General features: G+C 64.1%; 19 protein-coding genes. 15 read left to right on the forward strand and 4 right to left on the reverse strand.

Annotated features, from left to right (window positions below; all coding sequences use genetic code 11):
• Nucleotides 1-42 precede the first annotated feature (42 nt).
• From BTHE68_RS32715 to BTHE68_RS32730, 4 genes are all read left to right on the forward strand, one after another.
• Nucleotides 43-3,300: an adenylate/guanylate cyclase domain-containing protein gene (locus BTHE68_RS32715; RefSeq protein ID WP_162070410.1), complete on the forward strand. Its 3,258-nt coding sequence runs from the start codon at nt 43-45 to the stop codon at nt 3,298-3,300.
• 11 nt (nt 3,301-3,311) lie between these two features.
• The gene (locus tag BTHE68_RS32720; RefSeq protein WP_162070411.1) at nt 3,312-3,713 is read left to right on the forward strand and encodes a hypothetical protein; all 402 of its coding nucleotides are present in this window, start codon (nt 3,312-3,314) and stop codon (nt 3,711-3,713) included.
• A gap of 35 nt (nt 3,714-3,748) precedes the next feature.
• A complete protein-coding gene (locus BTHE68_RS32725) occupies nt 3,749-4,168 on the forward strand; it encodes a MarR family winged helix-turn-helix transcriptional regulator (RefSeq protein WP_162070412.1) in 420 nt (139 codons plus the stop codon).
• Between the two features lie 87 nt (nt 4,169-4,255).
• Complete coding sequence (locus BTHE68_RS32730; protein WP_162070413.1) at nt 4,256-5,572, forward strand: chloride channel protein; 1,317 nt, start codon at nt 4,256-4,258, stop codon at nt 5,570-5,572.
• A gap of 1 nt (nt 5,573) precedes the next feature.
• On the opposite strand, the gene BTHE68_RS32735 is transcribed toward BTHE68_RS32730, so the two are convergent.
• Nucleotides 5,574-6,332, reverse strand: coding sequence for an ATP-grasp fold amidoligase family protein (locus BTHE68_RS32735; protein ID WP_353622670.1), 759 nt, complete (start codon nt 6,330-6,332; stop codon nt 5,574-5,576).
• A 626-nt stretch (nt 6,333-6,958) separates the two neighbouring features.
• On the opposite strand from BTHE68_RS32735, the gene BTHE68_RS32740 reads away from it, so the two are divergent.
• On the forward strand, nt 6,959-8,203 hold the full coding sequence (locus BTHE68_RS32740; RefSeq protein WP_232078182.1) for a hypothetical protein: 1,245 nt from the start codon (nt 6,959-6,961) through the stop codon (nt 8,201-8,203).
• A 15-nt stretch (nt 8,204-8,218) separates the two neighbouring features.
• Here the strand turns inward: BTHE68_RS32740 and BTHE68_RS32745 are convergent, their stop codons facing one another.
• The gene (locus tag BTHE68_RS32745) at nt 8,219-9,409 is read right to left on the reverse strand and encodes an MFS transporter (protein ID WP_162070415.1); all 1,191 of its coding nucleotides are present in this window, start codon (nt 9,407-9,409) and stop codon (nt 8,219-8,221) included.
• 114 nt (nt 9,410-9,523) lie between these two features.
• Between BTHE68_RS32745 and BTHE68_RS32750 the strand changes: the two genes are divergently transcribed.
• From BTHE68_RS32750 to BTHE68_RS32780, 7 genes are all read left to right on the forward strand, one after another.
• Nucleotides 9,524-10,465: a GlxA family transcriptional regulator gene (locus tag BTHE68_RS32750; RefSeq protein ID WP_162070416.1), complete on the forward strand. Its 942-nt coding sequence runs from the start codon at nt 9,524-9,526 to the stop codon at nt 10,463-10,465.
• 82 nt (nt 10,466-10,547) lie between these two features.
• The gene (locus tag BTHE68_RS32755; protein ID WP_232078183.1) at nt 10,548-10,742 is read left to right on the forward strand and encodes a DUF2934 domain-containing protein; all 195 of its coding nucleotides are present in this window, start codon (nt 10,548-10,550) and stop codon (nt 10,740-10,742) included.
• A gap of 313 nt (nt 10,743-11,055) precedes the next feature.
• Entirely contained in the window at nt 11,056-13,041 is a 1,986-nt protein-coding gene (locus BTHE68_RS32760) for a hypothetical protein (protein WP_502710623.1), read from the forward strand.
• A 128-nt stretch (nt 13,042-13,169) separates the two neighbouring features.
• Nucleotides 13,170-14,090, forward strand: coding sequence for a hypothetical protein (locus tag BTHE68_RS32765; RefSeq protein WP_162070418.1), 921 nt, complete (start codon nt 13,170-13,172; stop codon nt 14,088-14,090).
• Nucleotides 14,091-14,142: 52 nt separating this feature from the next.
• Nucleotides 14,143-16,146, forward strand: a complete 2,004-nt coding sequence (locus tag BTHE68_RS32770; RefSeq protein ID WP_162070419.1) for a SpoIIE family protein phosphatase — start codon at nt 14,143-14,145, stop codon at nt 16,144-16,146.
• On the forward strand, nt 16,143-16,571 hold the full coding sequence (locus BTHE68_RS32775; protein WP_162070420.1) for an ATP-binding protein: 429 nt from the start codon (nt 16,143-16,145) through the stop codon (nt 16,569-16,571). The genes BTHE68_RS32770 and BTHE68_RS32775 overlap by 4 nt, the downstream gene beginning before the upstream one ends.
• Nucleotides 16,572-16,590: 19 nt before the next feature.
• A complete protein-coding gene (locus tag BTHE68_RS32780) occupies nt 16,591-16,926 on the forward strand; it encodes an STAS domain-containing protein (RefSeq protein ID WP_162070421.1) in 336 nt (111 codons plus the stop codon).
• A gap of 55 nt (nt 16,927-16,981) precedes the next feature.
• Here the strand turns inward: BTHE68_RS32780 and BTHE68_RS32785 are convergent, their stop codons facing one another.
• Together BTHE68_RS32785 and BTHE68_RS32790 are read right to left on the reverse strand one after the other, a co-directional pair.
• Nucleotides 16,982-17,470 (reverse strand): Hcp family type VI secretion system effector, encoded by a 489-nt coding sequence (locus BTHE68_RS32785; protein ID WP_162070422.1) that lies wholly within the window; start codon nt 17,468-17,470, stop codon nt 16,982-16,984.
• 118 nt (nt 17,471-17,588) lie between these two features.
• A complete protein-coding gene (locus tag BTHE68_RS32790) occupies nt 17,589-17,933 on the reverse strand; it encodes an STAS domain-containing protein (protein WP_162070423.1) in 345 nt (114 codons plus the stop codon).
• A 356-nt stretch (nt 17,934-18,289) separates the two neighbouring features.
• On the opposite strand from BTHE68_RS32790, the gene tssB reads away from it, so the two are divergent.
• The 3 genes from tssB to BTHE68_RS32805 all read left to right on the forward strand — a co-directional run bounded on the left by tssB (nt 18,290) and on the right by BTHE68_RS32805 (nt 20,945).
• Complete coding sequence (tssB, locus tag BTHE68_RS32795) at nt 18,290-18,784, forward strand: type VI secretion system contractile sheath small subunit (protein ID WP_061173142.1); 495 nt, start codon at nt 18,290-18,292, stop codon at nt 18,782-18,784.
• A gap of 1 nt (nt 18,785) precedes the next feature.
• Nucleotides 18,786-20,273 carry a type VI secretion system contractile sheath large subunit gene (gene tssC, locus BTHE68_RS32800; RefSeq protein WP_162070424.1) on the forward strand — a complete coding sequence of 496 codons (1,488 nt, stop codon included), beginning with the start codon at nt 18,786-18,788 and terminating at the stop codon, nt 20,271-20,273.
• Nucleotides 20,274-20,456: 183 nt separating this feature from the next.
• The gene (locus tag BTHE68_RS32805) at nt 20,457-20,945 is read left to right on the forward strand and encodes an Hcp family type VI secretion system effector (protein ID WP_014192977.1); all 489 of its coding nucleotides are present in this window, start codon (nt 20,457-20,459) and stop codon (nt 20,943-20,945) included.

The raw sequence follows: 20,945 nt of genomic DNA on the forward strand, positions 1-20,945 counted from the left end.
GCGTGCTATCTTTTGAGAGACACTTTCCGCTCGGGAGAGATCGTGGACGTCGCCGCCTGGCTGCGCAGCCTCGGGATGGAACGGTACGAGCCGGTGTTCCGCGAGAACGCCATCGATGCCGACGTGCTGCGCCGTCTCACGGCGGATGATCTGAAGGAACTCGGCATCGCTTCGGTCGGGCATCGCCGCAAGCTGCTCGATGCGCTGGCCGAGCTTCGCCATGCCGCAGCGACACCATGCGAAGCGAAAGGAGAGCGGCGGCAAGTCGCCGTGCTCTTCGCCGACCTGTGCGGCTTCACGGAGATGAGCCGTGAAGCCGATCCCGAAGACGTCGTCGCCGTGCTCGACCGGTACTTCGAGCAGGTCGATCGTATCGTCGATCAGCATGGCGGACACATCGACAAACATGTCGGCGACGCGATCATGGCGGTGTTCGGCGCGCCGGTCGCGCATGGAAACGATCTCGAACGCGCCGTGCGCGCCGCGCTCGCGATCAGGGATGCGATGCCCGGCCTGTCCCGCGCGCTCGCGCGTCCGGTCTTCGTGCATATCGGCATTGCAGGCGGCGAGGTCGTCGCCAGCGGCACCGGCAGCGCGGCGCACCGCGCGTACACAGTAACCGGCGAGACGGTCAATCTCGCGTCGCGTCTCACCGGCGCGGCCGGATCGGGAGAGATCCTGATATCGGAAGCCGTGCGGCGCGCGCTGGCCGATCGCCTCGATTACGTCGCGCGCGGCGAGCTTGCCGTCAAGGGCTTTGCGCAATCCGTCCCGGCGTGGTGCGTTACCGGTTTCCGGCGCTCGATCCGTGAACGCGCGTTCGTCGGCCGCCGCGACGAGCTGCGGCAGTTGCGCGCCATGCTCGAATCGTGCCGCGAAAGCGGCGGCGGGCGCACCGTTGTGCTGCGCGGCGAGGCCGGGATCGGCAAGACGCGGCTCGTCGAGGAAATCGAACGTGTTGCGCGCGATGCCGGATTCGCCTGCCACGGCGGTCTCGTGCTCGATTTCGGCGCGACGACCGGACGCGATGCGATCCAGTCGCTCGTGCGCGGACTGCTGGATTTCGATGAAGATGCCGCTTCGAGCGCCATCGAACGCGCGCTCGCCGATGGCCTGATCGACCCCGGGGACACGCTCTTTCTCGACGATCTGCTCGACTTGCCGATGACCTTCGCGGACCGCGCGGTCTACGAGGCGATGGACAACGCGATGCGGGTGCGCGGCCGATTGCACGTGCTGACCCGGCTGGTCCGGCGCGCGAGCCGCCGGCGGCCCCGGCTGCTGGCCGTCGAGGATATGCACTGGTCGGACGGATCGACGCTGCGGCAGCTCGCAGCGCTCTCCGCGACGGTGGCGCGCTGTCCGGCGATGCTGCTGCTGACCGCGCGCACGCTGAGCGATGCCCTGGACGACGCCCAGTACACGCTCGTCGATCTGGCTCCGCTCAGCCCGAGCGAAGCGCAGGCGATGGCCGAATCGTTTCCCGGCGCGGACGCGGATCTTGCCGGGCGCTGCATCGCACGGGCGGCGGGAAATCCGCTCTTTCTCGAACAGTTGCTCAACGACGCGAAGGAAGGCGCGGGAACCGGCGTGCCCGGTTCGGTGCGCAGTCTCGTGCAGGCGCGGCTCGACCGGCTCGATCCCGCGGACAAGCGCGTCCTGCAGGCGGCCTCGGTGCTCGGCCAGCGCTTCGAGCAGGACGCCGTCGACCATCTCGTCGATGCAACCGGCGCCGGCGCCGCGATGGAATCGCTCGTAACGAGCCTTCTGTTGCGACGTCAGGGCAGCGGATTCATCTTCCATCACGCACTGATCCGCGACGCCATCTACGACGGGCTGCTGAAAAGCGCTCGCCGCGAGCTGCATCGTCAGGCGGCGCAGTGGTACGGCGCGCGCGATCCGGTCTTGCGGGCCGAACATCTCGATCGCGCGGCGGACGACGAGGCGGCGCGCGCCTATTGCGATGCGGCGCGCGCGCAGGCGTCGGCGTATCGCCATGAATCCGCGCTGCGGCTTGTCGAACGTGGACTCGAACTCGCACAAACACAGGACGACCGAGTGGCGCTCGAATGCCTTCGCGGCGATATCCTGCACGACACGGGCGACATGACCTCCGCGCTCGATGCCTTCGAAACCGCGCTCGAAGCCGCCGCGAACGACGCGCAGCGCTGCCGTGCGTGGATCGGGCGCGCGACCGTGAAGCGCGTCATCGACGATCTCGACGGCGCCTGGGCCGATCTCGATTGCGCGGCCGCCGTCGCCCGGGATCTTCCGCGCGAAGCGTCGCGCATTCACTTTCTGCGCGGCAATCTGTGTTTTCCGCGCGGCGATATCGAAGGGTGCATCCGCGAACACGGCCGCAGCCTTGCGCTCGCGCGCGACGTGCAGGATCCCGAACGGGAGGCCGCCGCGCTCGGCGGGCTCGGCGACGGCGAGTACATGCGCGGGCGCATGATCAGCGCACACGACGCATTTAGCCGCTGCATCGAACTTAGCCGATGCCACGGGTTCGGGCGAATCGAAGTCGCCAATCTGCCGATGCGCGCGATCACCGCATGGTTTATCGGCGACGCGAACGCCGGACTCGACGCCGCGCTCGCCAGCGTCAACGCGGCGGAAAAGGTCGGGCATCTGCGGGCGCTTGCCGTCGCGCATCACGCCGCGTGGCATTGCCTGCGCGATCTCGGTGAATGGGAGCGTGCCTGGGAGCACGTCGGTCCGGCGTTGCAGTGCGCGCGGGAATTGAAATCGAGGCGCTTCGAAGGCGAAGCGCTCGCGTTGCGGGCGGAAATGCATCGTGTCGCGGGCCGCCGGCGTGAAGCGCTGGACGATATCGGCGAGGCGCTGTCGATCAGTCGCGAGACCGGCATGACGTATCTCGGCGCAAGCTATCTGGGCGTCCTTGCGCGCGCGACCGATGACGTCGACGTCTTCGAAAGCGCGCTCGCGGAAGGCGAAGCGTTGCTCGCCGCCGGAGCGGTGAGTCACAATCACTTTCTGTTTCGACGTGACGCGATAGACGCATGCATCGACCTCGCCCGCTGGGACGCGGCCGCGCATCACGCGACGGCGCTCGAAGATTACGCGCGCCGCGAACCGTCGCCCTTTTCCGCATTCGTGGTGGCGCGTGCGCGCGCGCTCGTCGCGTGTGGCAGAGGGTATCGGGACGAGGCATTGTCAGAAGAACTGGAGCGACTCAGCGAAGCGGGCAGGAAGATGGGCTTTCTCCACGCGCTGCAGCGCATCGATGGCGCGCGTTCGGGCCAGGCGAATCTGGCAGATTCGGAAGACTGCGGGTGAGGGCATCGATCATGTCGAGCATGTGGAAGCGCCGCATCAGAGTATTCATCCAGCGATTCTGGCAACCGACCAGTGCGTGCATGACCTGCATGCCGGGAAGCTGGAGCAGCATCGCCAACATGGGCCACTGGATGAACGCATTCAAAACGGGGCTTTTTACCGGGATTCTGGCGTTGCTGCTGACGTTCACGCCGGCGGCAAGGCTCTATGAAAACCGCTACGGCAATGCGTTGATCGTAGGTTTGCTGACCATCGTGGGCGATGCCTACTCGCACGAGAGCCACTATCGCTACGCTTACCTCGAACATTTATCGACGGGTGTGGTGTCGGGGTTGTTGGCGCTCGCCGGATCGTTTATTTTCGAGGACCGCGCGCGCCGCGTCCGGGCGCTCTGGGCGCGATTGTTCGGGTAGTACGATTGCGCCACGACAAATCAACGAACCCACTCATGTCATCGAACATCACGCAGAAAGCCGAATTGCCCGACAAGCTGGATCTGGAAGCGATGTCGAACTTCCGCTATGAATTGCGCAAGTTCCTGCGCATATCCGAAGAGATTGCCAACGCGGCCGGGATCACCACGCTCCAGTATCAGCTGCTTTTGCACGTACGCGGTTTCCCCGAGCGGAAATGGGCCACGGTCGGCGAGCTTGCGGAGCGCCTGCAGGCCGCGCCCAACGGCACCGCTGCGCTGGTGTCGCGCTGCGAGGCAACGGGGCTCGTCACGCGCAAGACCGACAAGACCGATCGCCGGCAAGTGCAAGTGCATCTGACGGCGAAAGGCGAGCGATGTCTGCTCAGGCTCGCGGCGCAACACAAGGCTCATTATGGTTCGTTCAGTTGGGTGTTCGGCGCAGGCGAAGCGTGAGCCGATAGCCGCGTAGTCGACCCGCATCGGAAGGACGATGCGAATTTATGTCACAATGTGCCTTAAATTTGAAACGGCCTTTTTTCGATGCGTATTCCTGCATTCATCGACCGACGCACGATCTTGCGCGGCAAGCGGCTGTGGCTGCATTACGGCGTGTTCTGGATCGGCGCAGTCGCGACCGGGCTGATCGCGGTCATGTACGCGCGCCTGATCGATTTCGGGTACGACGCCTTTCTGCGCGCCAACGCGCGCTACTGGTGGCTGCCTTTGTTGCTCACGCCCGCGATCGGCGCATTGAGCGTCTGGCTCACGCGCCGCTTCTTTCCCGGCTCCGAGGGCAGCGGCATCCCGCAGGTCATCGCGACGCTGCATGACAAGCGTGACCTCGGGCCGCGCCTGCTCACGCTGCGCATTCTCGTCGGCAAGATCTTCGTGTCGTTTCTGTCGATCCTCGGGGGCTTCACGATCGGCCGCGAAGGACCGACCATCCATGTGGGCGCGGCGCTCATGTACAGCTTGCGGCGTTTCTATCCGGCGCGTCTGCGGAGCATTCGCGGCGGCGCACTCGAACGCAAGCTGGCGCTCGCGGGCGCGGCGGCGGGACTCTCGGCCGCGTTCAACGCGCCGCTCGCCGGCGTGGTCTTCGCCATCGAAGAACTCACGCGCAGCTTCGAGGCGCGCACGAGCGGCGTGCTGATCACGGCGATCATCTTCGCGGGTATCGTCTCGCTCGCGCTGCAGGGCAACTACGTCTACTTCGGCACGATCGATCTGGTGGGCAGTCATTTCCCCGATTCGCTCGCGCTCGCCGTCATTCTGGTCGGCGCGATCACGGGCGTCGCTGGCGGAATCTTCTGCTGGCTGCTTCTGAACACGCAACGCTGGATGCCGGCGCGCGTCCTTTCCTGGCGCGAGGCGCATCCGGTGGCGTTCGGCGCGGCGTGCGGCCTCGTCATCGCCGTGATCGGTCTGGCGTCGCGCGGTCATACCTTTGGCAGCGGCTACGCGGAAGCGCGCGAGATGCTCGAAGCCCATTCCGATGTCGGCGTGAGCTATCCGCTGCTAAAAATGGCGTCGATGGTCGGTTCCTATCTTCCCGGCGCGCCAGGCGGACTCTTCGCGCCGTCGCTCGCGATCGGCGCGGGCATCGGCAACGCGCTGCATCTCATCTTCGGCGGCGCGCATTTGCCATTGCCGATGTTGATCGCGCTCGGCATGGTCGGCTATCTGGCAGCCGTCACGCAGAGCCCGATCACGGCATTCGTGATCGTCATCGAGATGATCAACGGGCACGCGCTCGTGCTGTCGCTGATGGCCACGGCATTGATTTCGAGTCAGGTATCGAGACTGTTCGCGCCGCCGCTCTATGAAGCGTTGGCGCGCAAGTACATGAGCAAGTGACCTACATCAGGCGTCCCCACTCGTAGTCCACCTTGTCCGGCCGTATGCGGAACATGCCTGCGCCGGGCGTGAACGTCAGTTCGCCGAAATAGACGGCGTCGTTGGCATCGTAGAGATCGACGCGCACGAACTCAAAGTCGCTCGCCAGCTGGCGCGCCACCGACAGCAGCTTGTCCAGCTTTTCCGGGCGCGGAGCCGGAACCGGGCTGCGCGCGTAGTGGCCGATCGAAATGTCGAGGCGGTTCCAGTTTTCGTCATACACGTCGCCGCGCGGATGCCCTCCGAAGCGGTCCGTGACCACCAGCAGAAAGATCTTCGGATCGCCCGATTGCTTGTTGAAGACATGGAACTTCAGATCGGGCGGAACGATGCCATCCGGCCCGAGCAGCAGCGTCTCGAAGAAAATGCGCCGATCGATCGTGCGGTAATGTCGTTCCCGCGCGACCGCGTAGAAGTCCGTCGATAGCCAGCGCTGCGCCAGCGCATCGAGCTCCGCGAACGAGGTGTCGGCCTTGTTCTTCACGATCTTCACGAAGCTGCTCCCGTGATTTGCTTTCATCACGAAGGCTTGCGGAAGCGCATCGAACACGGCTTCGTTGAACGTCTCGGGCGCGGCGACGAGCGGCACGAGATATTCGCTGCCGATCTTCCCGGCCACGTAATCGCGCACTTTCAGCTTGTCGCTGAGATCGCCGTAACGCGGGTCGGGATTGAGGCAGCGATGCAGGATTTTCTCGTTGAAGGTCGTCGGATTTCGCATGCGCGGAAAACGCCCGATCCTGCGACGATGATAAATGCTGAGGAAAAGGTTATCGGGCAACCAGTCCCTTACGCTGTGGAACAGCGTCTTTGACAGAGTCATTCGCATGCCTCCATGGTTGTGTCTGAAGCCATTGTCGCCCAGATACGAGCTTAAGGTGGCACGAATCAGCTCGGAGGAATGCAATTGCAACACCGATGCCGAGCAGGACCCGAATCCTAAGCCGAATGCCCGGCCGTGCGTATGTGCGCCACCGCACACACCAAAAAATCGCGCCGCCTGAATGCGAGCCTGACGATTGTTCTACTTGCGACGATGCAGCATCGACGATACATTGCCTCTGGCCGGCGCGTGAGATTGCCGGCGCGGTTTCTCTCTTTCGATGAGTCGCTGGCTTCCATCGGCACGTGCCCGACTGGAGACATTCGGTTCAACCGGACGTCGCAGCGACAGGCGTCAAACCTTGCGTCAATCGTGTCGGGATCGTCTTGACGGGCAGTGTGTTCTTGCGTCGGGAACGACTCGCGATGCTTCCGGCGCACACGCTATGCATGCATCCCGCATGCGCCCGCAGTGCAGCCCGCAACACCTTAAGCAATCCTTCAGACGAGGGGCGGAGTCGACACATGCTCAAAGAGAAACAGAGACACATTCAGTGGATGAGCGGCGCAGTCCTTGCAGCCGCACTCGCAACACTGGCCGCTTGTGGCGGCGGTGGCGGCGGATCGGGCAGCAATTCGAGTTCACCCGCCGCGGGCACCACGCCCGCATCGGGTGCGACGCCCGCATCGAGTCCCGATACCGGCGCGAGCGCGCCCGCGACGAACGCCACGCCGACGCTCGCCGCGGCGACCGCGCTCGTCGACGGCACGACGATCGGCGCCGCGCAATGGAGCGACGGCTCGACCTCGACCGGCGGCACGGGTCAGGCGGTCAGCAGCCTCAACTGCACGGTGGCGGGCGCCAAGTACAGCTACGCGCATGTGTCGGTCTATCAGAACGGCAAGCAGCTTGCACTGCCGGCGAACATCGGCACCGTGGCGCCGACCATGGCGCGGCAGACGGGCTGCGTCTATCCGGTCCACACGGTCGATGCGTCGGGCAAGATCCGCATGGACGTGACATCGAACGCGTCGTACACGCTCGGTCAGCTCTTCGCCGTCTGGGGTCAGCCGCTCAGTACGACCAACCTGGCGGGCCTGACCGGCGCCGTGACCGCATGGGTCAATACGGGTGGCACGATCGCGCAGTACACCGGCGATCTTGCGAGCCTCGTGCTGCCGCCGCATGGCGAAGTGACGCTCGTCGTCGGAACGCCGCCGGCCCAGATCGCGACCTACACATGGACCGATCCGCCGCCGTTCACGTCGACTGTCACTACGCTCAGTTTCGGCGGCGTCGTGGGCAGCTCGTTCTGGCCGAACGGCAACACGGCGACGGGTGGCACCGGCGCGACGGTCGACGGCCTGATCTGCGCGGCGGGCATGGCTGAAACCTTCCACGTGCATTCGCACGTCGCGATCTTCAAGGACGGCCAGTGGCTCGCGTTCCCGGCGAACGTCGGCATCCTGCCGCAATGCAACTACGAGACGCATACGCACGACAACACCGGCATCATCCATATCGAAACCCCGAACGTGAAGCCCTTCACGCTCGGCCAGGTGTTCGATATCTGGGGCCAGCCGCTCTCCAGCACGAACGTGGCGGGCATCACGGGCAACATCGTGGTCTATATCAACGACAACGGCGATGTCCGGCGCTACACGGGTGATCCGCGCAACATCCCGCTCACTTCGCTGCGCGATATCACGTTCCAGATCGGCACGCCGCTGACGACGCTGCCGACCTATTCGTGGTACGAGCCGCAGTGACCGGGCAATAGTCAGTCAGACCGCCTCTGTCTCCCGCTTGGCCGGCGCGCGCCAGGGAGCGGGCGGTCGTTTGATTGAGCGATGCGCCGCTTCGGCGCAGACGAATGCCAGCGCGATTAGCGCGGCGGCGACGAGGCTCAGATTCCGCGCGCCGATCGATGGAATCAGCGCGCCGCCGAGCAAGCCCGAGCACGCCAGTCCGATGTACGTCGCCGTGTTGTTCAACGCGAGCAGCAACGGCGCGACATTCGGCGAGATATGAACGAGACGGTGCTGTTGCGGAACGAGGAGACCCCATCCGCAGATCCCCCAGATCACGAGCGCGACCGCCGCGCTGAATGCGTGCGCGGACGTCCACGGCAACGCGCAGAAATTGACGATGGCGAGCCAGAGCATCGCATCGATCAGCGTGCGGCTCTCGAAGCGGTCCACGAGACGGCCGGCCAGCAGGTTGCCGGCCGTCGCCGCCACGCCCCACAACAGGAACAGGCCCGCGAGAATGCGTTCATCGCCGTGGGTGACGCGCGCGAGCACCACGCCCGCATACGTGTAGACCATCAGAAATCCGCCGAATGCGAATAGCGACGTGAGCAGCGTGAGCGCCACGCGCACATCGCGCAACGGCGCGAGCCGCGCCCGCAACCTGACCGATGCCGGCTGAGGGACCGCTGGCAGCATCGTCCATACGCCGATCATCGCGACGATGCCGAGCAGCGTGACGAACCAGAGCGTCGTTCTCCAGCCACCGAATCCGCCGATGAACGTGCCGATCGGCGAGCCGAGCGCGGTGGCCGCCGTCAGCCCGGCGGTGACCGTGGCGAGCGCGCGGCCGCGCCTTTCGGGCGCCGCCACCGCCGACGCGACGCCCAACGCGGTCGGCGAGAACAGCGCGGCGCCGAATCCGGCCAGCGCGCGGGCCGCGAGAACCCAGTGCAGGTCGGTGGCGAGCGCGCTGATCGCGTTGCCGACGACGAAAATACCCAACGCCGAAATCAGCAGACGCTTGCGCGGCCAGTTGCCCGCCACGGCCGCCATGACCGGCGCGGCGAGCGCGTAGGTCAGCGCGTAGCACGTCACCATCAACCCGGCCAGCCCGACGGACGTATGCAGTGACGCCGCCACGCCCGGCAGGATGCCGGCGACGACGAAGTTGTCGGTGCCCATCGCGAACATGCCCGTTGCCAGTATCAGTAATCGACGATCCATACGAAAGTGCGCTCCTTGCACGCGCGAACGGTGAATGGAAGCAAGCTTAATCGTCGTTGACCGTGTCTCAAATGTCATATATACAAGCGATTCAGGACATGACTGGGGCAGGGCATGCATGCAATCGGTTTCGTGGTGTTCCCGAGTTTCTACCTGCTCGGGTTTGCGGCCGTGACCGCTTTCGAACTCGCCAACGCCGTGCTGGGCGAACCGGCGTATGAAGTGACGGTGCTGTCCGAGCGGGGCGGACTGGTGATGTCGTCGGCGGGTGTGCGCGTCGAGACGCAGGCCTTCAGCGATGTCACGTTCGATACCGTCATGTTCGGCTCGGGCGTCGAAACGGACACGGTGTCGCCCGCGCTGACCGCGTTCGTCAGGCGCTCGCTGAGCACGTCGAGGCGGATCGCCGCGCCATGCACGGGTGCGTTCGTTCTCGCCGAAGCCGGCGTGCTCGATGGCCGCCGCGCGACGACTCACTGGCGTTTCGCCAACGAACTGCAGCGCCGTTTTCCGCGAGTCGTCGTGGAAGAGGACCAGATTTTCATCGTCGATGGACCCATCTGGACCTCAGCCGGCATGACGGCCACCATCGACATGGCGCTCGCCATGATCGAGCGTGATCACGGACAGGACGTGTCGCGCGCGGTCGCGCGCAAGCTCGTCATCTATCACCGGCGCGCGGGCGGGCAGTCGCAGTTCTCGACCTTGCTGGACCTCGAACCGAAATCCGACCGCATCCAGAAAGCCATCGACTACGCGAACGGCAATCTGCGCAATCCGCTGACGGTTGAGGAACTGGCCGACGTCGCCGGTCTGAGTCCGCGTCAGTTCAGTCGCGCGTTCAGCGCCGAGACGGGGCAATCGCCGGCGAAAGCCGTCGAACATTTGCGCGTGGAGGCCGCGCGGCTCCTGCTCGAAAAAGGGCGTCTGTCGCTGGACGCGATCGCGGACGAAGTCGGCTTTTCGGATCGCGAGCGAATGCGGCGCGCGTTCGTGCGAACGACGGGGCAACCGCCTCAGGCGGTTCGTCGCTTCAGCCGGCAATCCGCGCGCTGAGCGTCGGCGCGTGCGGCACGCTGGTTGCTGTTCAAGAGCGGTAATCGACGGCGACGCGTGGTCGCAAAACATGGAGGCAGTGATGGACGATCAGAAAGAGCAGGACCGCATTCGTCGTCGTGCATACGAAATCTGGGAGCGCGAGGGCAGCCCGGAGGGACGCGCCGAGGAGTTCTGGCAGAAGGCGATTGAATCGCTTGACGCGGAAGATCCGCAAGGCGTCGGCGAAAGCGCGTCCAGTCAGCCCGAGCGCGCGGCCGAAGACAAGGGCAAATAGCCCGCGCGTCATTTCTTTCCCCAACCTTCCTGCGAAATTTCAGCGATGTTCCAAATCGTCTGAAAAAGCGGCGTTTTGCAAGGCTGATCGCCGAATTGGCGTTGAAGCCCTTCCCTTACGCTCATGACATCGGTGCACGGCTTCGCGAAGCCGCATCCGGTCTGTCATTGCGCCGCTGAATCGCGGCGTCCCGCTTCTTTTCAGCAAGGTCATCGTGAAGCCGATTTTTCTCACTGCCGCGGCGAGCGCGGCGTTTTCCCTGTTTCTTTCCGCGTGCGGCGGATCGTCCGCGTCCACCTCGGGCGGCGTGTATATGGGACCGGTCGCGAACGCATCGGTGGCCGCGCATGAAATCGCCGCCGACGGCACCGTCTCCGACAAGGCGTCCGCCACCGCCACGACCCACAGCGACGGCACTTTCGAGTTACGCGGCAGCCTGCGCTATCCGCTGCTCGTGCGCGTGACGGGCGGCAGCTTCGAGGAAGAATCGAACGGCGCGACCACGAGGCTGTCCGGCGAACTCGATGCGGTCTATCTGAGCGCGCCGACGCAGATCGTCGTCTCCACGTACTCGAACGCCGTCGTCGCCGACGCGCGTGCGGCGGGCGGGCTCGTCGCGGGCAATATCGCTGCGGCGATGTCGCGCGTGAACGCCTTCGCCGGCGATATCGACGTGCAGCAGACCACGCCGGCCTTCGTCGCCGCCGGCACGACATCGACGGTTACGGACGGCGCGAAGATGAGTCTCGCGCTCGGCGCGGAATCCGAGAGCCGCGTCGCCGACGGCAGCAGCATCGAGGCGAGCACGCGCAACATCGTGACGCAGGCCGCCAATGGCGACACGCTCGCGTCGTGCCACGCGGGCGCGGGCGATATCGCCGCCGACGGCACGCTCGGCGCGCCGGGCGGCGTCAATTGCTCGATCACTGCCGGCGCGGCGGCCTACATGACGAACGCGCGCAACCGCTCGGGCATCACGTCCGCCGCGCAGATCGAGCCGGTCATGCCGGGCGCAGTGCAGACCGCGAAGGGCAGCGCGGGCACATGCGGCGATCGCGTCGCGTTGCTGAACGACAATCTCGCGCTTTTCGAGGGCCGCAGAAACGACGTGCAGGCGAAGCTCACCGGCGCATTGACGAAGACCAACTGGGCGAGCTGGCAGACCATCAGCAGCTGGGGCCCGCTCGCCGGTCAGTACGGCGCGATCCAGCCGCCCGCCGGTTGCGCGGATATCGACACGTTCAAGCGCGAACTCGTGATGGCGGTCGAGAACTTCTGGGTCGACCAGAACATCAACTATTGCCATCACCACATTCCGGGCTGGCTGCCGCCCGACGATTCCGCGCTCGCGGACCCGAAATACCGCAACGCGTCGGCGGGCAGCACCTCGGGCGCGAAGGGCGACTCGGCCCAGAAGTACGGCATGACCTGCACCGCGCAGCGCAACGGCGTCGACGGCTCGCAGATCGTCCAGCGCAAGGGCGAGGCGAGCGCGCAGGCGCTGCCTTCCGCGCAGGTTCAATGGCACGGCGTGGACTGCTCCGACTTCACCGCGTGGGTCTACAACTTCGCGGGACTGACCACGGACAATCGCGAAGTCGAAACCGGCATCACCACGCAGGCGTGCATGACGCCCGCCGGCGCGGCGAGCACGCCGAAGTGGGCCGGCCCGGCGCAGACGGGCGTGCTGCTCGACATCAACCACGGCAACTTCGACGCCACGTCGAAAAATCTGCTGCCGGGCGATCTGCTCTACATCACGCTCGCTGCGCCGAAGCAGAACGGCGTGACCGTCCCCGAGACGGCGACTTCGACGATCGGCCTGTCGCACGTCGTCACGTGGACCGGCAAGAAGTGGTCGGAACTGCGCAACGGGCCGGAAGGCTGGCGTTACGACCCGGCGCATATCGGCGAGCCGGGCTCGCGTCTGGGCGGCGATCTCGCCTACATCCTCAACGACGACGACGTGCTGGGCGCGCTCACGAAGCTCGATCCTTACATGATCATCGACAGTCATTACGCCGGGCCCGCGTATCGGCCGTTCTACGGCTGGTATCGCAGCAGCGTGTCCAACGTGCGCCGCATCGTGGGCGCGGACGCGGCGCGCGCCAATCCGGAACTCGCGGATCTGATCATCGCGCAACAGCCGTCGATGAGCCGTCAGGCCGCGAAGGGCACGCTCGGGCAGATCGTGCTCGCGTCGAAGCACGGTCTTGCGAACGGCGGCTACCGCCTGCAGTACACGCAGGGCGCCAACGGCGCGCTGGCGGCCTGCGAGCGCGTGGGTATCGCCCGCTAAGGAATGCGGCGCGGCAAAGCCACGAATAGTCGCCTCTTTGGCGCTCTCTTCGAGGTTTTGTCCGCGCCGCGCATCGCTACACTTTCCGACGTAATTCAACCCGTTTAAAGCAAAAACAAGGAACGGCGATGGCCGACGCTGTGGACCATTACTTTGTCGGCTTGACGCAGCAGGCTTCGGCGGGCGGACTCGCGCGACTGCGCGGCCACGGCGCGCCGACGATTCCCGCTTCGCGCGTCTATCCGGTCGGCCCGCGTTTCAAGGCGTTCGTGCAGCCGCTCGTGACGCTGCTCCATGCCGACGATCACGTGCGGGACATCGTTCTGCGTCCCGTGCTCGGGCGCTATGGATCGAGTCAGGAACTCTCGGTCGGACTCGAAGTGAAGGCTGCGGTGGGTTTCGATGCCGCCGCGCTCGCCGCCCGCGTGTTCTCCCTCGCCGATGCCGCCGCGCAAACCGATGCCTTCGTGGGCCGCGTGCTGCCGCCCGGCGAATGGACCGACAACGCGCGCCCCGGCCTCACCGTGATGTTCCGGGAGCCGACGCGCATCGCGGATACAGTCGAGCTGGTGCGCAAGATCGTCGGCTTTCCGGGCGAAGGCTGGCCGATCGACGGATTCACGATGATTCCATCGGCGCAAAGCCGTATCGGCATCGTGCAGGGACTGCGCTACATCTTTCTTCCGGAAATCAGCATCCGCTGGGACCTCGATCTGCGCGCGCGCCTCGCCGCGAGCGACGACGAGATCGACGTGATCCTGCTCGATCAGGCCACGCGCATCGGACGGCTGTGCAAGGCGCTTGCCCAGAACCCGACGATCGAGGCCGCGTGGCTGAGCTGGTTCGACATCATGGTCGCGGGCATCGAGGACTATCGCGAGGTGATCGGCGTGCTGGCGGCGGAGCAGGGCGCGCGCGTCGCCGATCCGAAGTCGATGACGCGCATGGTCTTCTCCGAAATCCTTCAGTTGACGAGTTCGGGCGTGCTGCTAAAGCGCCTCGAACATCTCGGCTTCGCCGGCGCGCGCGAGCCAAGCATCGCGGCCTGAGCGCTCGATCCGATATGACCGCACTCCACCTCAACCTCAAACAAAGCAGCGTATGTCCGATCTGACGGCGGCCTTGTTCGCCCGCTACAACCGCGTCATGCGCATGGCGTTCGCCGGCGTGCTCGTCGTCGCGTGCGCGCTCGTCTTTCTGCAATACCGCCTGACGCTCGAAGCGCAAACCTCCAGCGTCAGCCAGCGCATGCAGGAACAGGCGATCGCGCTCGATGCGCTCGTGCGCAGCAGCACCGACGCCGTCAACTCGATGCGTATCCAGGGCGAGACGTGGTTGCGCCTGCATCCGCAGGGCGCGACGGATTCGCCCCTGCTCGCCGCGCTGCGGCCAGGCAAACAGCCGGACAGCATCCAGCTCGACGCGCTGCCGCCGCCGTGGACCGCCGCCGATGCCGGCAATCTGACGGGCCTTGTCGGTCCGCGCACGCCGGCGCTCGATCGCGAACTGGAGATGGCGCTGAGCCTGAACGGCACGTTCAAGACGATCATGGCCAATCTGCCGGGCGCGACCTGGGTGTATTACACGTCCGCGCGCCGCTTCATTAATATCTATCCGTGGGTCGGCTCGGGCGATTTCTTCTACGCGGATTCGTTGAAGCAAAAGGAATTCTTCACGGGCGTACAGACGGCGGCCGATCCCGATCACGCCGTTCTGTGGACGCCGGTCTATGTCGATGAAGCGGGCAAGGGCGTTATGGTCACCGCATCGGCGGGCGTGTTCGATGCCGGTCAGTTTCGCGGCTCGGTCTCGCTCGATCTGACGCTCGGCTGGCTCAACCAGTTCGTGCGGACCTGGCCGCCGGGACTGGGCCGCATGTTCATCCTCAACGACCGGGGACAGCTGCTCGCGGACCCGACGCTCGTGCACGACGGCGCGCAGCAGGTGTTATCGGCTGAAGATGCCTTTCCGCCCGAATTGCGCGGCGACGTGCGAGCCATGCTCAAGGACGCCGACGGCCGCCTGACGACGCGCGACGGCTACTACATCGAAGCGGTCGAGATCGCACATGCGCCGTTCCGTCTCGTGCTCTTGTTGCCGCGCTGGAATCTACAGCGCGTGGCGCTGGAGACGGGCGTGCCGAGCGTGCTGGTGCTCGTGCTGAGCCTGACGCTGATGCTGATGATCGCGAGCCGCATGACCTACAACGATGCGATCGTGCCCGCGCAAAAGCTGGTGCGCTATATCCAGGACGAGGACCGCGGCTCGGTCAAATCGATCCCCGATATTCCGCAGGCATGGCGGCCGTGGTTTCTGACCATCCAGAACGTGTTCAACGCGCATACGAAGCTCGTGTCGATCCAGCAGGAACTCGATGTCGCGCGGCGCATGCAGCAGTCGATCGTGCCGACGCGCTTTCCGTCGCGACCGGATCTGCAGATGTTCGCGCGCATGATTCCGGCGCGCGAAGTCGGCGGCGACTTCTATGATTACTTCTGGCTCTCCGATCAGAAGATCGGCATCGTGATCGCGGACGTTTCGGGCAAGGGCGTGCCGGCCGCGCTGTTCATGGCGGTGTCGCGCACGCTGCTGCGCGCGATCGCGCCGAGCGCCGCGAGTCCGGGCGCGTGTCTCGCGCTCGCCAACGATCTGCTCTCGCAGGACAATGAAGCGACGATGTTCGTGACGCTGTTCTACGGCATTCTGGATACCGCCACGGGCGAGCTCGACTACGCCAACGGCGGGCATAATCCGCCTTATCTGATCGGACCGGGCGGCGAGGTATCGCAATTGCCGGGCACGGGCGGCATGGCGCTCGGCGTGATGGAAGGCACGCCGTTCGCGGAGGGACGCACGCGTCTCGAAGCAGGCTCCACGCTGCTGCTCTATACCGATGGCGTCACCGAGGCGTTCAATGCCGCCGACGAGGAGTACGGCGAACTGCGTCTCGCGCAACATCTCGCCGGATCGACGGGCGAGACTGTCGAAGTCCTGCTCAAGCGGCTCTTCGACAGCGTCCATCAGTTCGCGGATGGCGCGCCGCAATCGGACGACATCACCTGCCTTGCGGTTCACTACGGGGCTTCCGGAGCGACGAAGGCATGAACGTGACCGACACTCTCGACACGCAACTGGATGCGCAGGCGCCGGATATCGGCGAACTGGTGAATCGTTTGCAGGCGCTCTTCGATGGATGCGGCCTGCCGCCCGCGCTGTTCCAGAGCTTCGCGATGGCGTTCGACGAAGTGATCTCGAATATCGCGGCCTACGGTTCCGCGCACGATCCGATCCGCATCCACGTGAGCGTCGGCGCGGACGAAGTGCGCGCCGAAGTCATCGACGACGGCGTGGCCTTCGATCCGCTCCAGTTGCCCGACCCCGATGTGACGAGCGCGCTCGACGATCGCGCGATCGGCGGTCTCGGCGTCTATCTGGTCAGGCAGATGATGGACGAAGTGGCCTATGAACGGCGTGAACCATTGAACTGCCTGAGCTTTCGCAAGCGCGTCGCCGCGCGGCCGGATGCTTGAAGATCTACCGAGGAAACCGATGAATATCAACGAAACGCATGAAGGCGAAATCCTGGTCATCGCCGTGAATGGCCGCATCGACAGCACGACGTCGAAACCGCTCGAAGATGTCCTGCCGGAACGCGTGCAGGGCGCGCCGCGTGTGCTGCTCGACATGAGCGACGTGCAGTACGTCAGCTCCGCTGGACTGCGCGTGCTGTTGAAGGCGGCGAAGGTCGCGCGCAGCACGGGGCATGATCTGGTTCTGGCGGGGCTTCTGCCTCAGGTTCACGAAGTCTTTCAGGTGATCGGCTTCGATTCGCTGTTCCGCATCCTGCCCGACCGCGCGGCGGCGATGGCAGCGCTCGCCGGATGAAAATGCAAAAGGCCGCCTACATGCGAGGCGGCCTTCGATGACTTCTACAGTCCGATCAGGACTTCGGCGCGAGCCACGAGTCTTCGGCTTCGATGCCGTCCGGCTCGTACGTCCACGTGATCTTCTCGTACGTGAACGACACGTCTTCCATGTGACCCATCTGCTTGTTGTCCGGCGACAGGCAGTTCGGCGTCCACGACTGCATGTTGGTGAGGATCGCGTTCGACAGCTTCACGGTGTAGTACTTCTCTTCCGTGCCCTTCGGCGAGATGCGATAGAACTCGAGCGTCACATCCTTCATCTGCTCGCCCGAGGTCAGCGCCTGGAACAGCTTCGGCGACGACTTGTCGATTTCCTTGGTGAGCGTCATCGCCTGATGGACGCGCTTGCCGGTCGGCAGGCCCGTCTGCGGGCTCTTCGGGATTTCGATGGTGTGATCGACAGCTTGAACGAGGATCTTTCCTTCGTGACCCTGAACCTTGGTCGAGCCTTCGATCTTGCCTTGGTTCTGGCCTTCGAGTGAGAGGTAGCACGGCATCGGCATGATTTTTTTCTCCGGTAGTTTCGCGCAGTTCGTTCTGCGCATGGGATGAATTCTGTGCGTGCGCCGTTACCGCCGCGTTTCAGAAAAACCGGCTCAGGTTACGGATGAAACATGGGGTTCACGCGACCTGGTTGAAACGTTCGAGCGCGGACGCGCGCGTATCGGCGACGTTGAGAATGTTGAGAAATCCGCTGATCTCGAAGGCTTCGCGAATCTGGTCGTGTATGCCGCACAGGACGAGCCGTCCCGCGGATTGTTTGAGGCGCTTCGCCGCGATCAGGACGACGCGCAGTCCCGCGCTCGAGATGTAGCCGAGCCCGCTCAGATCGAACAGCACCTGATTGATGCCCTGATCGAGACGGCGCTGGATGTCGGCCTCGACCTGCGCCGAGTTGATGCTGTTCAGCGCGCCTGCGAGGCTCACGATGAGCACGTCGCCCTGGACTTCATACTGGTTTGCCACGATGGTCTCTCACGCAATGGCGATATCGCCTCGAAGCATTAACGGCAAACAAACATAAAAGCTTGAGCAATCAGCCGCCGTCAAAACAGTTTCAAGAATTCCGCGGCGCTGTCGTTAATGCCCTCAGCGACAGGAAAGTCAGCGTATCACGCGGGTTTTGGGCCTAAGGCACGAACAGAACCCGGAACCCGGTTCTCTTTGCGGCAATGACCCGGGATACGCCATGAGATCGTTCCGTGTCGCCAGCAGCATGCAATGAATCAGCGGCGACGGCATTCGCGCACGATCGTGCTGACGCCGTTCAAAGCGGCTTGAATTTTTCATCAACACATTTGGTTTTGGGTTAGGGGGTAGGCATGGCATCTGACGGTTCAGTCGCTCCTAAGGAGCGGGTCAATATTGTGTATCGTCCGGCCACCGGAGATGCCAAGGCGGAAGTCGAGCTGCCGCTGAAATTGCTCGTACTCGGCGACTTCACCTTGCGCGACGACGATACGCCGATCGAAGACATGAAGCCGGTCAACGTCGACAAGGACAACTTCAACGAAGTGCTCAAGGGGCAGAAGCTCTCGCTCGATCTCGCGGTGCCGAACCGCCTCGAAGCGAATGCCGATCCGGAAGCGCAGATCGCGATGAACCTGAAGTTCGAGTCCATCGACGATTTCTCGCCCGACGCGATCGTCGAAAAGGTGCCCGAGTTGCGCCAGATGATCGCCCTGCGCGACGCGCTCAAGGCCCTCAAGGGACCGCTCGGCAACATTCCGGATTTCCGCAAGCGCGTTCAGGAACTGATCGAAGACGAAGGCGTGCGCGCGCGTCTGATGAGCGAACTCGGCATCGAGGAAAAGTGACATGAGCGACATGGAAAAACAACAGGAAGCGACGGCCGCACCCGAGTCCGACGCCAGCCTTTCGCTGCTCGATTCGCTGATCGAATCGGCGCGCATCAAGCCGGGCGACGAAGCGTATTCGATCACGCGTCAGGGCATCCAGGCCTTCATCGGGCAACTGCTGGAGCCGCAGAACGCGGTCGAGCGCATCACGCAGGCGACTGTCGACAGCATGATCGCCGATCTCGACCAGAAGCTGTGCGCGCAGGTCGACGCGATCCTGCATCACGACGATTTCCAGAAGATGGAATCGGCATGGCGTTCGCTCAAGTTCCTCGTGGACCGCACGAATTTCCGCGAGAACGTCAAGATCCAGTTGCTGAGCGTGAGCAAGGGCAAGCTGCTCGAAGACTTCGAAGACGCGGCCGACATCACCAAGTCGGGCCTCTACAAGAATCTCTACACGGCTGAATACGGCCAGTTCGGCGGCCAGCCGTTCGGCGCGATCGTGGCGAACTACGAGTTCGGCCCGGGCACGCAGGACGTGAAGCTGCTGCAGAACGTGGCGAGTGTGTCGGCGATGAGCCACGCGCCGTTCATCGCCGCTGCCGGTCCGCATTTCTTCGGCGTCGATACCTACGATCAGTTGCCGAACCTGAAGGACCTGTCGTCGATTTTCGAAGGCCCGCAATTCGTCAAGTGGAATGCGTTCCGCGAATCGGAAGACGCGCGCTACGTCGGCCTCACGCTGCCGCACTTCCTGCTGCGCGTGCCTTATGGCGCGGATACAGTGCCGGCCAAGAAGTTCAACTACAAGGAAGACGTCTCGGGCGGCAACAGCCAGTTCCTGTGGGGCAATGCGGCGTTCGCGTTCGCATCGCGCCTGACGTCGAGCTTCGCCGACTACCGCTGGTGCGCCAACGTGATCGGACCGCAAGGCGGCGGCACGGTGGGCGATCTGCCGGTGTACACGTACGAGTCGATGGGCGAGCTGCAGAACAAGATCCCGACCGAAGTGCTCATCTCCGAGCGCCGCGAGTTCGAGCTTGCCGAGCAGGGTTTCATCGCGCTGACGATGCGCAAGAACAGCGACAACGCCGCGTTCTTCTCGGCCAATTCCGCGCAGAAGCCGAAGTTCTTCGGCAATACCAAGGAAGGCAAGGAAGCCGAGCTGAACTACAAGCTCAGCACGCAACTGCCGTACATGTTCGTGGTGAGCCGCCTCGCGCATTACATCAAGGTGATCCAGCGCGAGAACATCGGTACGTGGAAAGAGCGCGTCGATCTCGAAAGCGAACTCAACACCTGGATTCGCCAGTACGTCGCGGATATGGACAACCCCGCTGAAGGCGTGCGCAGCCGTCGTCCGCTGCGTCAGGCGGAAATCGTCGTGGCCGATGTCGAAGGCGATCCGGGCTGGTATCGCGTGGACCTGAAGGTGCGTCCGCACTTCAAGTACATGGGCGCGTCGTTCACGTTGTCGCTCGTCGGCAAGCTGGACAAGAAGTAAGCACGCAAGCCGTGTTTCATCTGTAACGCAGCGCGGGAAAACTGAAACCGACCGGTAACGGGCCGCGCGCAACATGTGAAACATGGCGCAGCAGACAAGCGCTGAGCTAAACCGCCGGGGCCAGGAGGCCACGGCGAAACAACCGAAACCCAACATAGTTTGCTACCCAACAGGGGACTTATCATGCCGATGCCGTGCTACCTCACTCTCGAAGGCCAGAATCAAGGCAAGATCGAAGGCTCGACCAAGGTTCAAGGTCACGAAGGAAAGATTCTCGTCCAGGCTGTCGATCACACGATCGAAATTCCGAAGAGCCCGCAGACGGGCCTGCCGACCGGCAAGCGCGTCCATCTGCCGATGACGCTCACCAAGGAAATCGACAAGTCGTCGCCGAAGCTGTTCCAGGCGCTGACCTCGGGCGAGCAGATGAAGAACGTCACGCTGGAGTTCTACCGCATCTCGCCGAAGGGCACGGAAGAGAAGTACTACACCGTGAAGCTGTCGAACGCGATCCTGACCAACATGAAGTCGTGGACGCCGAATTGCCTGTCGCCGGAAAACAAGCAGATGGGCCACATGGAAGACATCTCGTTCACCTACGAGAAGATCACGTGGACCTTCGATCCGGACGGCATCGAAGCGGAAGACTCGTGGCTCGCCCCGAAGTCCTGA

Origin of the sequence: Burkholderia sp. THE68 (genome assembly GCF_009938265.1) — a bacterium.
Taxonomy (GTDB): domain Bacteria; phylum Pseudomonadota; class Gammaproteobacteria; order Burkholderiales; family Burkholderiaceae; genus Caballeronia.

Bases quoted from the DNA above. Each gene is read 5' to 3' on its own strand.
- BTHE68_RS32730 (WP_162070413.1), top strand. From the start codon at position 4,256: ATGCGTATTCCTGCATTCATCGACCGACGCACGATCTTGCGCGGCAAG.
- BTHE68_RS32740 (WP_232078182.1), top strand. From the start codon at position 6,959: ATGCTCAAAGAGAAACAGAGACACATTCAGTGGATGAGCGGCGCAGTC.
- BTHE68_RS32780 (WP_162070421.1), top strand. From the start codon at position 16,591: ATGAATATCAACGAAACGCATGAAGGCGAAATCCTGGTCATCGCCGTG.
- tssC (WP_162070424.1), top strand. From the start codon at position 18,786: ATGAGCGACATGGAAAAACAACAGGAAGCGACGGCCGCACCCGAGTCC.
- BTHE68_RS32750 (WP_162070416.1), top strand. From the start codon at position 9,524: ATGCATGCAATCGGTTTCGTGGTGTTCCCGAGTTTCTACCTGCTCGGG.
- BTHE68_RS32785 (WP_162070422.1), bottom strand. From the start codon at position 17,470: ATGCCGATGCCGTGCTACCTCTCACTCGAAGGCCAGAACCAAGGCAAG.
- BTHE68_RS32775 (WP_162070420.1), top strand. From the start codon at position 16,143: ATGAACGTGACCGACACTCTCGACACGCAACTGGATGCGCAGGCGCCG.
- BTHE68_RS32765 (WP_162070418.1), top strand. From the start codon at position 13,170: ATGGCCGACGCTGTGGACCATTACTTTGTCGGCTTGACGCAGCAGGCT.
- tssB (WP_061173142.1), top strand. From the start codon at position 18,290: ATGGCATCTGACGGTTCAGTCGCTCCTAAGGAGCGGGTCAATATTGTG.
- BTHE68_RS32745 (WP_162070415.1), bottom strand. From the start codon at position 9,409: ATGGATCGTCGATTACTGATACTGGCAACGGGCATGTTCGCGATGGGC.
- BTHE68_RS32755 (WP_232078183.1), top strand. From the start codon at position 10,548: ATGGACGATCAGAAAGAGCAGGACCGCATTCGTCGTCGTGCATACGAA.
- BTHE68_RS32725 (WP_162070412.1), top strand. From the start codon at position 3,749: ATGTCATCGAACATCACGCAGAAAGCCGAATTGCCCGACAAGCTGGAT.
- BTHE68_RS32735 (WP_353622670.1), bottom strand. From the start codon at position 6,332: ATGCGAAATCCGACGACCTTCAACGAGAAAATCCTGCATCGCTGCCTC.
- BTHE68_RS32770 (WP_162070419.1), top strand. From the start codon at position 14,143: ATGTCCGATCTGACGGCGGCCTTGTTCGCCCGCTACAACCGCGTCATG.
- BTHE68_RS32760 (WP_502710623.1), top strand. From the start codon at position 11,056: ATGGGACCGGTCGCGAACGCATCGGTGGCCGCGCATGAAATCGCCGCC.
- BTHE68_RS32720 (WP_162070411.1), top strand. From the start codon at position 3,312: ATGTCGAGCATGTGGAAGCGCCGCATCAGAGTATTCATCCAGCGATTC.
- BTHE68_RS32805 (WP_014192977.1), top strand. From the start codon at position 20,457: ATGCCGATGCCGTGCTACCTCACTCTCGAAGGCCAGAATCAAGGCAAG.